The following is a 15727-nucleotide window of genomic DNA, read 5'->3' as shown; positions in this document are numbered from 1 at the left end:
TTCAGGCTCCAGGAAATGGTTGAAGGCTACAGACTGGCGATGTCTCTTGATCAGGAGATCTGATCAAGAGACAGCCCTGAGGGAGAGGGTTAGGGTGAGGGGCAAATTAAATGCGCCTGCGCTGCATGACCCGGCGGTAGATAATCGGCAGTGAAATCACCACGATCAGCATCGCGCCGACGATAATCGACATCACAATACCCGGGACGTTAAGCAGGCTCAGACCAAAGGTCACCAGCCCCATCAGGAAGGCTGCAATCACCACGCCCACCATGCTGCCGGAGCCGCCGAGGATATTGACGCCACCCAGCACGGCCATCGTGACTACCGAAAGTTCCCAGCCCAGCGCAATCGTCGGACGGGTACTGCCCAGGCGCGAGGTCAGCAGCACCGAAGCCAGCCCCGCCATTAATCCCACCAGCGCAAACAAAATCAGGTTGTGGCGTTTAACGTTGATGCCGGAGTACCAGGCGCCGGTCGGGTTGTTGCCGATGGCGTAGGTGCGGCGACCAAAGTTGGTGCGGTGCAGCAGAAAGGCAAAGACGATGGCGAGCACGATAAACAGCGCAAACTCAAACGACAGCGCGCCGAACACATAGCCCTGACCAAACCAGGCGAAGCTATCCGGCCAGCTGTTCAGCGCCTGATCGCCAAGCAAAATGTAAGTAATGCCGCGGTACAGACTCATGGTGCCGATGGTGATAACGATCGACGAGAGGTTAAAGCGCGTCACCAGCAGGCCATTGAACAATCCGCACAGCAGCCCGACGCCTAAACCGATGCAAATGAGCAGCGGGGTGTCCATACCCGCGGCCGCGCAGAAACCCATCACCGTAGAGCTGAGCGCAATGGTCGAGGCCACTGACAGGTCAATTTCACGGGCAATAATCAGCATCGCCATGGGCAATACGATGATCGCTTTTTCGGTGAAGTTGAAGGTGGCGTCCGAGAGGTTCCAGATATTGAGGAAATAGGGCGAGGCCAGCGAATTGGCAATAAAAACCGTCAGGGTGACCGCCAGTAAAAATCCTTCCCAACAGAGTAAGCGCTGCCAGAAGGAGGTTGCGGTTGGGGCCGTATTTACCGCATTCGATGTCAGCATTTTGGTCATGATTTCACCGCCATTTTCTGTCGAGCCAGAGCCGCATCGCGCAGGATCAGACGACCTTTGCGTTTGTTGCCACGTTCATTCAGCAGAACCGCAATGACAATCACCGTGCCGGAGATAGCCATCTGCCAGAAGGGGGAAATACCGATGACAGGCAGTGCATTGTTGATAACGCCGAGGAACAGGGCGCCCAACAAACATCCCAGTACCCGGCCCGTGCCGCCCATGGTACTGATGCCGCCAATCACACAGGCTGCCACGACCTGCAACTCAAAACCGTTAGCCACGTCGACATACGCCACGGCAAAACGTGAAATCCACAGATAGCCGCAAAATCCCGCCAGCGCGCCGGAAAGACAGAAGCTGATGAACTGCATTTTCCCGGCGTTGATCCCGGTGTAATACGCTGCCGTAGCATTACCCCCTGCGGTGTAAAGGGCGCGGCCTGTCCGGCTGTAACGCAGGAAATAGCTCACGACCAGCAAGGCGGCAATCGCACACCAACTCAGCACCGGTAAGCCAAGGAGTGAGGCTCGCGGCAGCCCGAGAAAGTCAGCGCTCATCTGATGGGAGTTGATCCAGCCGCCACTGGAAAGCAGGAAGATGATTCCGCGATAGATGCTCATGGTGCCAAGTGTGACCACAATCGCCGGAATACCCATTTTCCAGACCAGCAGGCCGTTGATCATCCCCATTACCAGCCCAAGCCCGGTGGCCAGCATCAGCAGCGCCCAGACCGGGATATTCGGATAATGGAAGTTCAGCAAGGCGACAATCATTCCGGTCAGCGCCAGGTTTGCCGCCATCGATAAATCAATGCCCTTGGTCAGCAGCACCATCATCTGCCCGAGCGCCAGGATGATAAGAATGGCGGTGTCGTTGAACATCTCCACCAGATTGCCGGGGCCGATAAACGACGGCACACGGCTGCCGATGGCGAGCACCATCAGCACGACAACACCGCCCAGCAGGGCTTCACGGTGTTTCAGCAGTTTTTGCCACATTATGCTGCCTCCTTACCGGCGCCGCTGGCGGCACTGACAATGGTTTCCGCCGTGGCCTCTCCGGCCTGGTATTCAGCGACCATCAACCCTTCATGCATCACAATGATGCGATCCGCCATGCCCATCATTTCCGGTAATTCCGACGACACCATAATCACCGCCAGTCCGTGCGAGACCAGTTCAGACATAAACTGATGTACCGCCGCTTTCGAGCCAATATCGATACCTTTGGTCGGTTCGTCGAGGATGATCACGTCCGGATGGGTAGCCAGCCATTTGCCGATAACCACTTTCTGCTGATTGCCGCCGGAGAGGGTTTCCACCGGCTGTTTCCAGCTAAAGGCTTTGACCTGCAGGCGTCTGGCGTACTCATCTGCCAGCGCCCACTCTCTGGCATCATTGAGCACGCCGTTGGGGTTAAGTTTGCCAAGCTGTGGCAGGCTGATGTTTTGCGCGATGGGCATTTCGATAATCGCGCCTTGCTTCTGCCGCTCTTCCGGTACGCAAACAATTCCGGCCTGAATGGCGTCGGCGGGCTGGCGGAAATGCACCTTTTTACCGTTGAGGATAATGTCACCAGAAGAGGGCCGTGAGACACCGGAGAGCGCCTGCATTAACTCTGTTCGCCCGGCGCCCACCAGGCCGTAGAAGCCGAGGATCTCACCTTTGCGCAGGGAGAAGTCGATATGGGCGAATTCGGTAGGGTGGCAAAGGTCTTTCACTTCCAGCACCGTTTCACCCATTTCCGCGCTGATTTTCGGGTAGGTCTGGGTGATGGCGCGACCGACCATCATGGCCACCATCCGCTCTTCGGTTATTTCCGACATGGTGCCGGAGCCGACATACACCCCATCGCGCAGAATGGTGTAGTAGTCCGCCAGCTCGAAGATTTCATCAAACTTGTGCGAGATAAACAGAATGGCTTTGCCCTCCTGTTTTAACCGTTCAACGATTTGATAAAACTCCAGAATCTCGTGTTGTGAGAGGGCGACGGTGGGTTCGTCCAGGATGACCACCTGCGCCTCAAAGGAGAGTGCGCGCGCGATAGCGACCATATGGCGCTGGGCAATGCTCAGGGTTTTGAGGGTGGCGCGTGGGTCGATTTGCACTTCCAGGCGGGTCAGAATATCTCTTGCCTTCTGGTGCATCGCGGGCCAGTCGAGCTTTTTCAGCAGGCCTTTGTAGAGATACTGACCCACGAAAATATTCTCCGTAACGGACAATTCGTCGAACAGCACCGTTTCCTGGTGTATGGCGGTGATCCCCACCTTGTGTGCAGATTCCGGCGTCGGAAGCTGAATGGGAATGGCTTTATAAAGGATTTCGCCCTCTTCAGGCTGGTAAATACCGGTCATCACTTTGACCAGCGTGGACTTGCCCGCGCCGTTTTCACCGATAAGTGCGGTGACGCTGCCGGGCCAGAGGTTGAGCTGTACGTTCTCAAGAGCACGAACACCAGGGAAAACCTTGGTGATGCCCTTGAGCGACAGCAGGGGTGTGGATGCCGTCATGATGTTCTCCAAATATCCCCTCTCCCCTCGGAAGAAGATTAGGGTGAAGGTGGCGTGCCGCCTGATGCCCTCACCCCGGCCCTCTCCCACTGGGAGAGGGAGAAGGGATTAGAAAATTTTCGAGAACTTATCAATGTTGCTGGCGTCGTAGACGAACGGCTCTGCCATTGCGCCGCTGCCGTCAGCATCCAGTTTCACCTTGCCGAGTTTGCCCATATTGGCCTCGGTTTTGGTTGCCGTCCCTTTGACGAGGTCATCTGCCAGGTAAGTGGCGGCATAGCCCAGATCGATCGGGTTCCAGATGGCGAAGCTTTTGCTGGCCCCGGATTTGATAGCCCCGGCCATTTCAGACGGTAGACCCAGCCCGGTGACGTACACTTTGCCAATCTTGCCCTGATCTTTAACCGCCTGCGCAGCCGCCACGATGCCGACGGATGACGGGGAGACAATCACCTTCAGATCCGGGTACGTTTTCAGCAGGCCGACTGCTTCGCGGTAGCTCTTATCCGAAAGGTCGTCACCATAGGCGACGGTCACCAGATTGACAGACGGGTACTGTGGCAGGACCTTTTTCATCTCCGCAATCCAGGTGTTCTGGTTTGCAGAGGTTGGGGTCGCGCTCAGGATCGCCACCTCCCCTTTTTCCACATTCAGCGCTTTTAACGCATCGGCAGCCAGCTTGACGTTGGTTTCGCCAATCAGGGCATTATTGGAGGGGTTCAGGTGGATTTGACGGCCATCTTTTGCCACGCCGGAGTCCCAGGAGACGACTTTAATACCTCGCTGCATCGCTTTTTTCAGCACCGGCACCACGGCATCGGGATCGTTGGCGGAAATCGCGATCGCATCCACACCCTGAGCGATCAGGCCGTTAAGCACTTCGATCTGTGCTTCTGCGGTAGTGGTGGTTGGGCCGGTATAGATAACTTTGACATCGCCTAACTCTTTGGCCGCTTCCTGCGCCCCGGTGTTTGCTGCTTCAAAAAAACCATTTCCTAATGATTTCGCCACGAGCGCGATTTTGACTTCTGCTAAAGCGGAACCGGACAACGCCAGAGCGGCAACGGTGAGGATCAAGCTTGCTTTAATTTTCATTGCTTTTACTCCACGAGTTAGTGTTTTTACTGCATAGGTAACAGAGTTTCCCCTTCGGATCGTTGCCCGAAGGGGTTATAGGACGTTCTTATTGGTACAGCTCTAACGCACTTGCCAGCGGGGTGACGCCAAAGCGTTTACCCAGCGCAATCAGTTCTTCCCGGTTGATGGTCTGTTTCATGCCGCCCATGGAATAGACTTTCACCAGCACTTGTGCCGATTTCTCCGCGGTATCGATAAGACCAAAGGCCTCGTCAAGCGTAGGGCCGCTGCCAAAGACGCCGTGGAATGGCCACAGCACCAGGGAATGTTTGCTCATCTCCTGGGCGGTGGCCTGGCCGATTTCATCAGTACCTGGCACCATCCACGGCAGAATACCTACGCCATCCGGGAAGACGACCAGACACTCGGTGCTGCCTTCCCACAGTTTACGGGTGATAAGATCGGTCGAATTTTCCAGCACATAGGTGAGAGCTATCAGGTTGGTGGCGTGACAGTGCATGATGACACGGTCTTTGCCGTCGGTAGCCTTGATGCGTTCACAGTGTGACAGGAAGTGGGCTGGCAGTTCCGAGGTCGGTACCGCTTCGTTAGTCAGGCCCCATAAAATGTGGTAGCCCGCGCCGTCGCTGTCCACTTTTACCACGCCGAGATTGGCGGCTGGATCGAGCTGGACGTTACGGAAGAATTTGCCGGAACCGGTGACAATAAACGGCGTATTGGCGAGTAAAGGCATTGGCTGGCTCAGCGCAATGTAGCGCGGTTCAGCATGGAAATCGGCGCCATAGGGAGCAATGTCTGCATCATCCAGACGCAGGGTCAGGTTGCCGCCGTTGCGCTCATCCCAGCCTTTGAGCCAGGCGTCAGAGGTGGCTTTGATAATGCCCTGGGTAAACCAGGCGTTGATAATGTTCTGCATAGTCTTTTGGTTCCTGTTTAATCGGTGCGGGGTTTTCCCCTCACCCTAATCCTCTCCCCAAAAGGGGCGAGGGAACTGTGTGGTGCGCTCTGCTGATATTGCGCAGAGGGCCTGCTTTTCTCCCTCTCCCTTTTGGGAGAGGGCCGGGGTGAGGGTGGCCTTACCCGCGTTGGCTCAATACCTCTTTCTCATACGCCCGTACACGCTCCAGCCACTGGTAGCCCATCGGCGTGTCATGACGCAGGCAATACATCTCCCACACCGCCTGCCAGGGTAAGGATTTTTGCTCCTCCAGCAGCGCCAGGCGAGCTGTGTAATCCCCCTCAGCTTCCAGCTGACGCAACTGCTCAACCGGCTCCAGCAGGGCACGCAGCAGCGCCTTTTTCATATTGCGAGTACCGATAACCCATGCGGCGATGCGGTTGATTGAGGCATCAAAGAAATCGAGACCGATATGCACGCGATCGAACAGGTTATGCCGGACGATTTCGCTGGCGATTGCCTGGGTTTCATCATCCAGCAGCACAACATGGTCACTGTCCCAACGAACCGGACGGCTGACGTGCAGCAGCAGGCGCGGCACATACAGCATCGCGGCAGAAATTTTGTCGGAGATGACTTCGGTCGGGTGAAAGTGTCCGGCATCAAGGCACAGTGCGGTCTGGCGGCTGGTGGCGTAGCCCATATAGAACTCATTGGATCCGACGGTGTAGCTCTCTGCGCCGATACCGAACAGTTTGCTTTCAACGGCATCAATGTGGTGGGCCGGGTTCAGTTTTTCGCTGATCACCTCATCCAGCGCCTCCAGCAGACGCTGGCGCGGCGCCAGGCGGTCAACGGTCACATCTTTCATCCCGTCCGGGATCCAGATGTTCATCACCGATGGCGTGCCGAGCTGCTCGCCAAAGTAAGCAGAAACGCGACGGCTGGCTTTCACATGATCAATCCAGAACTGGCGGATTTCATCGTTCGCGTGGGAGAGTGTGAAGCCGTCGGCACTTAGCGGGTGAGAGAAGCACGACGGGTTAAAGTCCAGGCCCAGCTTGTTAGCTTTCGCCCATTCCACCCAGTTTTTGAAATGCTCAGGTTTGATGGCATCGCGGCTGATTGTCGCGCCGCCTTCATGGTAAATGGCGTGCAGATTGAGGCGTTTGGGGCCTGGGATCAGACTGAGCGCCTGCTCCAGATCGGCCCGCAGTTCATTCGCATTACGCGCCTTACCTGGATAGTTGCCGGTTGCCTGAATACCGCCGGTCAGGCCACCTTCCGGGTTTTCAAACCCTGCAACATCGTCGCCCTGCCAGCAGTGCATGGAGACCGGCAGCTTGTCGAGCTTCCGCAATGCCTCTTCGGCATCGATATCTACAGCGGCAAAACGCTGTTTAGCGAGTTCCCAGGCTTGTTCTGGTTGAGTGGTCATGCGCAAAGCTCCTTAGTCAGTCGTGTCTGCTGAAATCGCGCCACATAGCGGGCGATGTCGTTATCAGAATTCGGGGTGAAGGTTTTCAGGCTGTGGCTGGCGGCCACCACCTTACGGAAATCATCAACATTGATTAATTCGTCCAGCGTCATCAGCTGCACGCCAATATTGCCCAGCGTTGAGGCTTCAACAGGTCCGGCAATCACCGGCAGGCCGCAGGCGTCGGCGCAAAGCTGATTGAGCATCTCGTTCTGGCAGCCGCCGCCGACAATATGCAGGCGGGTAAAAGGCTTGCCGCGTAGTGCTGCCAGTTCACCGATCGCATCGGCGTACAGCAGTGCGAGGCTGTCGAAGATGCAGCGCGCCAGCTCAGCCGCGTTCTGCGGCGCCTGTTGCCCTGCTTCCACGCAGGCGGCCTGAATTTCGGCGCTCATGTTGTGCGGATTGATAAAGCGGTCATCGTTTGGATTGATCAGGAAGCCGCAGGCGGGCAGTTGTTCGGCACTGGCAATCAGGGCCGGCAGGCTGCTGATGTTGTGTTCTTTCAGCACCCGCTGCAAAAGCCACAGGCCCATGATATTTTTCAACACCCGGTAACGTCCTTCAGCTCCACCTTCGTTAGTGATATTCGCCGCCAGGGCTTTCTCACTGGTGTACGGGGTTTTGCTTTCAAAACCCACCAGCGACCATGTGCCGGATGAGAGGTAAGCGGCATCTTTGTCGCCCAACGGCGCGGCGATGACTGCGCTGGCAGTATCATGGCTGGCGACAGCGACGACCGGGATATCGTTGCCCTGCGGGCAGCGCCAGTGGCCAATCACATTACCCGGATGGGTTGGTACGCCAAACCAGCGGGCAGGCACACCTGCCCACGCCAGCAGCGTGGCATCCCAGTTATCGGTGTTGATATTGACCAGTTGGGTGGTGGTGGCGTTGGTGTATTCCCAGTTCAGCTTGCCGGTCAGGCGGAAGCTGAAGTAGTCCGGGATCAGCAACGCATGTGCGGCCTGCTCAATAAGTTCAGGCTGTTGTTGGGCTAATGCGCGAAACTGGTACAGGGTATTGAAGGGCAAAAACTGAATGCCGCTGCGCTGATAGATATCGGCTTTGCCCGGTGCCTGCATCGCCTGGGCCATGATGCCGTCAGTACGATCGTCACGATAGGCAATCGGGAGTCCAACGCGCTGACCCTGTTTATCAATCAGCACATAATCCACGCCCCAGGTATCAATGCCGATACTGTCCGGCTGGATACCCTGCGCACATACCTTGTGCAGTCCCTGGCGAATTTCAGCTTCCAGGCTGTCGATATCCCAGCAGTCAAAGCCGTCGACTTTTTGTAAACAGTTAGCGAAACGGTGGATTTCGCGAAGCGTCAGCGCACGGCCCTGGCGGTCGTAACGCGCCAGCATTACTCGTCCGCTGGAGGCACCTAAATCAACCGCGACACAATGGCGAAATGTCATGAGGAGATCCTTGTAAGTGTTATTCCCCCCCAGTTTAAAAAGAGGCCGCTTTCGCAACCTTCTTGCTAATGACAGCCCCGCCAGGTGACTGGCAAGAAAGCAAAGATGAAAGTGAGACAGTTCACACTTTCGCATAAAACCCTGCGTTTTCCGCGGTGTGACACAGGCTGCAATTCCCGATCTTTACCCCCCTTTCTTGAAAAAATGACAGGCTTTACCAGTTTTGCGGTCGAAAATTCAAGGTGCGAACTGTCACTCTTAATTACTATTTTGAGAACATTTCTCATTCGTCAGTGAGGCCGTCATGACCGTATTACACAGCGTGGATTTTTTTCCTTCTGGCATGATGCCCGTCGCCATTGAGCCGCGACTGCCTCAGACGGCATTTCCTGAACATCATCATGATTTTCATGAGATTGTGATTGTTGAACACGGTACAGGTATTCATGTGTTTAACGGCCAGTCTTATACCATCAGCGGGGGCACCGTATGCTTCGTGCGCGATCATGACCGGCATTTATATGAACATACTGACAACCTTTGTCTGACGAATGTGCTGTATCGCTCACCGGACGCTTTTAGATTTTTGGCCGGACTAAATGCGTTACTCCCGCAGGAACAGGATGGTCATTACCCGTCACACTGGCGCGTAAATCAGTGCGTGTTGCAACAGGTACGTCGTATCGTTGGCGAGATGGAAACCGTTGGCGAGGAGATGGACATGGCGACTTCCGCAAACCGTGAAATTCTGTTTATGCAGTTGCTGGTGCTGCTGCGCAAAAGCAGCCTGCAAGAGGGGGGGATGAGTAATGATGCGCGCCTGAACCAGCTAATTTCATGGCTGGAAGACAACTTTGCCGACGAGGTGTGCTGGGAGTCACTGGCGGATAGGTTCACTTTGTCGCTGCGCACGCTTCACCGCCAGATTAAGCAGTACACGGGGCTGACGCCGCAGCGTTATCTTAATCGTCTGCGTTTGATCAAGGCGCGGCATATGTTGCGTCATAGTGATGATAGCGTCACGGATATCGCTTATCGCTGCGGCTTTGGCGACAGTAACCACTTTTCGACCCTTTTTCGCCGTGAATTCGACTGGTCGCCGCGCGATATCCGCCAGGGGAGGGATGTGCCATTGCAGTAACGGTAACGAGAAGGCTGTCACCGATTTTTTGTCGCAAATCAGCTAATACTTATCGGTTGTTTTGGGCTGAGGTGGCATTGTGGTAAACCCGTTAATTCTTCGTAGCGCCGATTTTTTCCCCCGCTCAGGGCAGACTGTCGCGGTGGCAGATCGCTATCCACAAAATGTGTTCGCTGAGCATACGCATGAGTTTTATGAACTGGTGTTGGTGTGGCGCGGCAACGGACTGCATGTCCTGAATGACAGACCTTATCGTATTACCCGCGGCGATCTGTTTTATGTGCGTGCGCAGGACAAGCACGCCTATGCGTCCGTTAATGACCTGGTGCTGCAAAACATTATCTACCGCCCGGAGCGGCTGGCGCTTAACTTTGACTGGGCAGGCTGTATTCCGGGTCTGGACGACGCCGGGTGGATGCCACACTGGCGAATCGGCAGCAGCGGAATGCTACAGGCGCGGCAGGTGATAACCCAGCTTGAACAGGAAAGCACCAAAAACGACGCGCTGTCGAATTCCATGGCTGAAGCGTTATTCGCCCAACTGGTGATTCTCTTAAAACGCCATCGCTTTGCTACCGATAATCTGGCCGCCGCCGATAGCGAACCGCTGCTGGATAAACTGATAACCGCGCTCTCCGGCAGCCTTAATCGCAGCTTTATCCTTGAACGCTTTTGTGAACAGGAGCAGTGCAGCGAGCGCACCCTGCGTCAGCAATTTCGCAACCAGACCGGTATGACCATCAATCACTACTTACGTCAGCTGCGGATTTGTCATGCGCAGTATCTGTTACAGCATTCTGAACAGATGATTGGTGAAATCGCCATGCAATGTGGCTTTGAGGACAGTAACTATTTTTCGGTGGTGTTCAGTCGGGAAGTAGGAATGACGCCAGGTCAATGGCGTCATCGTAGTCGTGTTACTGCTTGATCAGTTTGCCATGCCGAGACCAACGATATTGGCCGCAACAATAATCACCGCACAACCAAGAATCAGCACGGCAATCGGACGTCGTCCGGCATAGTTCCACTCTTTCAGTAATAGCCCGACAATACCTCCACACAGCACGTAGAAGCTCATGTGGAGCATCCAACTGATGTATTCATATTGTGACGGAATACTGGCGTGGCCCCAGGCGTAAAAGAAGAACTGCAAATACCACATCAGACCTGCCAGCGCAGACATCAGAATATTGCTGATAATCAGCGATTTTGTCAGCGAGAAGTCGGATTTTATCGACAATGAGCTCACTTTTGCTAAACGGATAAAGCAGAAGCTGAGGTTGATTAACGCTCCCCCCCCCCATAATCACGACGTAGCTGGGCAGCGCCACATAAAGTGGATCGACCCCCAGCGCAGCAGCTGCATCGTGCATCGGTTTTGCAGCATTCATGGCGAATGACATGCCAGCAGAGAAAATACCGCACATGACTGCGAGAGTTATGCCTTTTTTTAGGTTGAACTCTTCGGCTTTAATACCCATTTTTCGCTCTTTCAGCTGTCCGGCTCTGGTGACGATACCCACGCCAGTCAGTGCAACCAGAACGCCAAGTAGCGTCATCTGACCGCCTTTGGTGTTGATGAGCGTGCCGAACTGGCCATTGATAATGGGCGTCATTAGCGTACCGACAATCAGTGTGATGCCGATGGCGATACCAATGCCCATCGACATGCCTAAATAGCGCATGGTAAGGCCATAGTTAATGTTACCAATGCCCCACATTGCACCAAACAGGAAAACGGGCAACAGGGTGGAGAGGCTGAAAGAACCGTAGTAGGACCAGAAATCAGGCAATAATATCGTGCTGATAGTCCAGGGAAGAATAATCCAGGAGACAAAACCGCCTATTGACCACATCGTTTCCCAGGACCAGTGTTTGACTTTTTTAAACGGTGCATAGAAACAGGCTGCACTGGCTGCGCCTATCAAATGCCAAAAGATACCTAAAGTAATTCCATTACTCATATCAAATCTCCATTATTATTTTAAGCTCTTAATATCGGAATAGAATCAGCCGATAGTGTTGAGTGTAAAAATCGCGCGGTTAATTAACCTTGAAATGACTGCCGTGTTCGACGGTGAGTTGGCAATAAGGACGTGATGTAGTTGAGAAAGGTCACAATTTCAGCATCATAACCAAATGTTATAACCATATTAAAATTACGGCATTGATAAACATTTTCAATACCATTTAACTAACTATAATGAACCAACTGCTTACGCGGCGTTAACACACCTGCCGCCCGACAATAATGGAGAATTAGTATGAGCTATACACTGCCATCCCTGCCGTACGCGTACGATGCACTTGAACCTCATTTCGACAAGCAGACGATGGAGATCCATCACTCTAAGCATCATCAGGCTTATGTAAACAATGCCAACGCCGCGCTGGAAAGCCTGCCAGAATTCGCCAGCCTGTCCGCTGAAGAGCTGATTACCAAACTGGATCAACTGCCGGCTGACAAAAAAACCGTTCTGCGTAATAACGCTGGCGGCCATGCTAACCACAGTTTCTTCTGGAAAGGCCTGAAAAAAGGCACCACTTTGCAGGGCGATCTGCAAGCGGCTATCGAGCGCGATTTCGGCTCTGTCGACAATTTCAAAGCTGAATTTGAAAAAGCAGCAGCAACCCGTTTTGGCTCTGGCTGGGCGTGGCTGGTGTTGAAAGGCGACAAACTGGCGGTAGTTTCAACTGCGAACCAGGATTCCCCGCTGATGGGTGAAGCTGTCTCCGGCGCGTCTGGCTTCCCGATCCTGGGTCTGGACGTATGGGAACATGCTTACTACCTGAAATTCCAGAACCGCCGCCCGGACTACATCAAAGAGTTCTGGAACGTAGTGAACTGGGACGAAGCAGCAGCACGTTTTGCCGCGAAGAAGTAAGTTTTCGTTAATCATCTGTTTGCTAACGGATGAGAACAGAGCCCCTGCCGACATTGTTGGCAGGGGCTTTTTTATGCCTGTTAGCCAAACGCAAAAATAAAAAGAAACAGTGATCCACTAAAAATGAAATATTGTTTTAATTTTGTTTGTGAGATCACTTTTCTGAGTGTGACGAAGTTCTAGCATTTCTTCATCAGCACTGGAAACGCTCCTGCTAAAGAGCGAGATAGCGCACAAAAATCAGTGATTTTTTACAGGTGAAGATATGCAAATCAAACGTGCAATAGAAAAAGTCCCTGGCGGGATGATGCTGATTCCTTTGTTCCTCGGCGCGCTGTGCCACACCTTTTCCCCTGGCGCCGGGAAATATTTCGGCTCTTTCACCAACGGCATAATAACCGGCACGGTGCCGATTCTGGCGGTGTGGTTCTTCTGTATGGGGGCGTCGATTAAGCTCAGTGCGACCGGCACCGTATTGCGTAAGTCCGGCACCCTGGTGGTGACCAAAATTGCCGTTGCCTGGGTCGTGGCTGCAGTGACGTCCCGTTTGCTCCCTGTGCACGGTGTGGAAGCCGGGTTCTTTGCCGGGCTGTCGACGCTGGCGCTGGTCGCATCCATGGACATGACCAATGGCGGCCTTTACGCCTCCATCATGCAGCAATACGGCACCAAAGAAGAAGCCGGGGCGTTTGTGTTGATGTCCCTCGAATCAGGCCCGCTGATGACGATGGTGATTCTGGGGACCGCGGGTATCGCCTCGTTTGAACCCCATGTTTTTGTCGGCGCCGTGCTGCCGTTCCTGATTGGTTTCGGGCTGGGTAACCTGGACCCCGAATTGCGGGAGTTTTTCACCCGGGCGGTACAAACCCTGATCCCATTTTTCGCCTTCGCGCTCGGTAACACTATTGATCTAAGCGTTATTGCCCAGACCGGCTTGCTCGGTATTCTGCTTGGGCTGGCGGTGATTGTGATTACCGGGATCCCGTTGATTATTGCCGATAAGCTGCTGGGTGGAGGAGACGGTACTGCGGGGCTGGCTGCCTCAAGTTCTGCGGGGGCTGCGGTGGTAACGCCCGTCCTGATCGCAGAGATGGTACCGGAGTTTAAAGCGATGGCGCCGGCGGCAACGTCGCTGGTGGCGACATCGGTTATCGTGACGTCAATTCTGGTCCCGATTCTGACCTCAATCTGGTCACGAAAAGTGAAAGCCGGGGCGGCAGCCCCCCATTTGCACAGTGCGGTAAAATAGCGCTGGCAGAGACAAAAACCGACCCTCGCGGGCCGGTTTTTTGTTTAACGATAGCGACCAAAAATTTCATCAACCTGGGCGCATTGCGCGGGGGTAAGCGCACCGCCGAAATTACGTGAGGTCGCGCCGCAGTAGCCAAATTTGCGCGAGACCACGGTTTTGATGGTGGTGACAAAATCCTCGCCAATCGTATAAATCGACATAAATTTGCCAATCTCACGCTGGACTTCATGCAGGGTAACAAGAGAGTTTTGCTCCCAGGCTTCACGGGCGCTGACAAACAGCTCAGGCATCACGTTATTCAAGCCGGAAATGACCCCTGCGCCACCCGCCAACAGGTTAGGGATAAAGTATTCGTCATAGCCGCAAAGCACGGCGAAATCATCGCGCAGGTTCTGGGTTTGCAGAATGATATTACGGGTATGTGACTGACAGTCGACAGTGTCTTTGATGCCGGCAAAGTTGGGAAATTCCGCGGCCAGGGTGGCGACCAGTTCCGGGGTGAGGTCGCAACCGGTGCGCGCCGGGAAGTTATAAGCAAACCACTTGCCGTTTAGCCGCTGCCCCAGATGGCGGAAGTAACTCAGCAGTTGCACCGGTGTTTGCCCGTAATAGTAAGTGGGCAATACCATGACCGCATCGTATCCGGTGCGGAAAGCTTCATCTGCCATCCAGAGTACATCGTTCAGGCAGGTCGACGAGACGTTGGCGACCAGCGTGCCTGAGGTCATGCCCCGCGCTTCGCGGATGAGCATTAGCCGTTCATCGAGGGTGAAGGAGGCAAATTCGCCGATGCTGCCCATGAGCAGTACGACATCTATTCTGGCGTCAGTCAGGCGTGAAATATGCTGTCTCAATCCGTTCAGGTCGACTTTACCGTCATTCGTCATTGGCGTAATGGAGGGGCACCAGACGCCGTAAAATTCATTTTTGTTCTTCACGTCACTGTCTCCTTGAATATGAAATGTCGTTTCATTTATGCAATTAAGTGATAGCACGTCCCGGTGAAATACGGGTGAACCGGTGTCTCATTTCTGTACGATTTCAGGGCAAAAAGTGTGGTGTAATAGTGAATCAACTTTAGCGGCTGGAGGAAAAAATGCGACATCCGGTTAATGTTTATACAGGAACAGTAAAGGATTATGAGGGCAGCCGGCCCAGCGCTATCGGTAAGCGCCAGGTGGATGGTGAGCTTCGCTTAACAGAGCACGGCCTGGAGGGTGATGAAGAGGCAGAAAAGGTCATCCATGGTGGGCCGGACAGAGCGCTTTGCCACTACCCTCGCGAGCATTACGCCCACTGGCAGCAGACATTTCCGGACAATAGCGACCTGTACTACGCCCCGGCTTTTGGTGAGAACTTATCCACCGTTGGACTGACGGAAAGAAACGTCTTTATCGGTGATATTTTTCGCTGGGGGGAGGCGCTGATTCAGGTTACTCAGCCTCGCTCGCCCTGCTTTAAGCTCAATTTTCACTTCAATGTCAGTGATATGGCGTCACAAATGCAGGCCTGTGGGCGAGTGGGCTGGCTGTATCGGGTGATTGCGGCAGGGCAGGTCTCGACGGATTCGCCCCTTGAGCTGGCGTCACGCACCAGCGATGTCAGCGTTCAGGATGCTATCGCCATCGCCTGGCATATGCCCTTTGATGATCTTCAGTATCGTCGCTTACTTTCTGCCGCCGGGCTTTCGGCAAGCTGGACAAGAACGATGCAAAAGCGGCGACTGAGCGGGGTTATCGAGGATAATTCACGCAGATTGTGGGGGAAGTAAAGCCCTTTTCCCCTCGCATTGTGATCTGAACCCCATAACCTGGAACAGGTTCAGGTCAGAGAGTGCGACTGAGTCCGGTAATTTACCGGACTCAGTCCTCCCAGCCCCATCTTTATTCTGTCGTGATTGTAGTAGCGGATGTATTCCCCTGTCGC

General features: G+C 54.2%; 14 protein-coding genes and 1 pseudogene. 5 read left to right on the top strand and 10 right to left on the bottom strand.

The window, feature by feature from the left end; translation table 11 throughout:
* Window positions 1–106: 106 nt before the first annotated feature.
* The 7 genes from ACSZO4_RS20010 to rhaB all read right to left on the bottom strand — a co-directional run bounded on the left by ACSZO4_RS20010 (window position 107) and on the right by rhaB (window position 8523).
* Window positions 107–1111 (bottom strand): ABC transporter permease, encoded by a 1005-nt coding sequence (locus ACSZO4_RS20010; protein ID WP_437890833.1) that lies wholly within the window; start codon window positions 1109–1111, stop codon window positions 107–109.
* The gene (locus ACSZO4_RS20005) at window positions 1108–2112 is read right to left on the bottom strand and encodes an ABC transporter permease (protein WP_437890832.1); all 1005 of its coding nucleotides are present in this window, start codon (window positions 2110–2112) and stop codon (window positions 1108–1110) included. Before ACSZO4_RS20005 ends, ACSZO4_RS20010 begins: the two co-directional genes overlap by 4 nt.
* A complete protein-coding gene (locus tag ACSZO4_RS20000) occupies window positions 2112–3623 on the bottom strand; it encodes a sugar ABC transporter ATP-binding protein (protein WP_437890831.1) in 1512 nt (503 codons plus the stop codon). The genes ACSZO4_RS20005 and ACSZO4_RS20000 overlap by 1 nt, the downstream gene beginning before the upstream one ends.
* Window positions 3624–3731: 108 nt before the next feature.
* Window positions 3732–4718 carry a rhamnose ABC transporter substrate-binding protein gene (gene rhaS, locus ACSZO4_RS19995; protein WP_437890830.1) on the bottom strand — a complete coding sequence of 329 codons (987 nt, stop codon included), beginning with the start codon at window positions 4716–4718 and terminating at the stop codon, window positions 3732–3734.
* Window positions 4719–4806: 88 nt separating this feature from the next.
* Window positions 4807–5637 carry a rhamnulose-1-phosphate aldolase gene (rhaD, locus tag ACSZO4_RS19990; RefSeq protein ID WP_437890829.1) on the bottom strand — a complete coding sequence of 277 codons (831 nt, stop codon included), beginning with the start codon at window positions 5635–5637 and terminating at the stop codon, window positions 4807–4809.
* Between the two features lie 160 nt (window positions 5638–5797).
* Window positions 5798–7057, bottom strand: coding sequence for an L-rhamnose isomerase (locus ACSZO4_RS19985; protein ID WP_437890828.1), 1260 nt, complete (start codon window positions 7055–7057; stop codon window positions 5798–5800).
* Entirely contained in the window at window positions 7054–8523 is a 1470-nt protein-coding gene (gene rhaB / locus ACSZO4_RS19980) for a rhamnulokinase (RefSeq protein ID WP_437890827.1), read from the bottom strand. Before rhaB ends, ACSZO4_RS19985 begins: the two co-directional genes overlap by 4 nt.
* A 304-nt stretch (window positions 8524–8827) precedes the next feature.
* Between rhaB and rhaS (ACSZO4_RS19975) the strand changes: the two genes are divergently transcribed.
* Both rhaS (ACSZO4_RS19975) and rhaR read left to right on the top strand, forming a co-directional pair.
* Entirely contained in the window at window positions 8828–9664 is an 837-nt protein-coding gene (gene rhaS, locus ACSZO4_RS19975; protein ID WP_437890826.1) for an HTH-type transcriptional activator RhaS, read from the top strand.
* Between the two features lie 79 nt (window positions 9665–9743).
* On the top strand, window positions 9744–10592 hold the full coding sequence (gene rhaR / locus ACSZO4_RS19970; protein WP_437890825.1) for an HTH-type transcriptional activator RhaR: 849 nt from the start codon (window positions 9744–9746) through the stop codon (window positions 10590–10592).
* Here the strand turns inward: rhaR and rhaT are convergent.
* Window positions 10593–11628: pseudogene (gene rhaT, locus ACSZO4_RS19965) on the bottom strand (L-rhamnose/proton symporter RhaT).
* A 300-nt stretch (window positions 11629–11928) separates the two neighbouring features.
* On the opposite strand from rhaT, the gene sodA reads away from it, so the two are divergent.
* Both sodA and kdgT read left to right on the top strand, forming a co-directional pair.
* Window positions 11929–12549: a superoxide dismutase [Mn] gene (gene sodA / locus ACSZO4_RS19960; protein ID WP_437890824.1), complete on the top strand. Its 621-nt coding sequence runs from the start codon at window positions 11929–11931 to the stop codon at window positions 12547–12549.
* Between the two features lie 265 nt (window positions 12550–12814).
* The gene (gene kdgT, locus ACSZO4_RS19955; protein ID WP_437890823.1) at window positions 12815–13798 is read left to right on the top strand and encodes a 2-keto-3-deoxygluconate transporter; all 984 of its coding nucleotides are present in this window, start codon (window positions 12815–12817) and stop codon (window positions 13796–13798) included.
* Window positions 13799–13842: 44 nt separating this feature from the next.
* Here kdgT and ACSZO4_RS19950 read toward each other — a convergent pair whose 3' ends face one another.
* Window positions 13843–14739: a dihydrodipicolinate synthase family protein gene (locus ACSZO4_RS19950; RefSeq protein ID WP_437890822.1), complete on the bottom strand. Its 897-nt coding sequence runs from the start codon at window positions 14737–14739 to the stop codon at window positions 13843–13845.
* 158 nt (window positions 14740–14897) lie between these two features.
* On the opposite strand from ACSZO4_RS19950, the gene yiiM reads away from it, so the two are divergent.
* Window positions 14898–15572 carry a 6-hydroxyaminopurine reductase gene (yiiM, locus tag ACSZO4_RS19945; protein ID WP_437890821.1) on the top strand — a complete coding sequence of 225 codons (675 nt, stop codon included), beginning with the start codon at window positions 14898–14900 and terminating at the stop codon, window positions 15570–15572.
* A 50-nt stretch (window positions 15573–15622) separates the two neighbouring features.
* Here yiiM and ACSZO4_RS19940 read toward each other — a convergent pair.
* A partial coding sequence (locus tag ACSZO4_RS19940; protein WP_437890834.1) for an IS3 family transposase occupies window positions 15623–15727 on the bottom strand: 105 nt, incomplete at its 5' end.

The organism is Phytobacter sp. V91 (assembly GCF_965644225.1).
Taxonomy (GTDB): domain Bacteria; phylum Pseudomonadota; class Gammaproteobacteria; order Enterobacterales; family Enterobacteriaceae; genus CBFFRJ01.
Note: the sequence above shows the minus strand (reverse complement) of the source record. Positions and strands in the feature narration are given on the sequence as shown.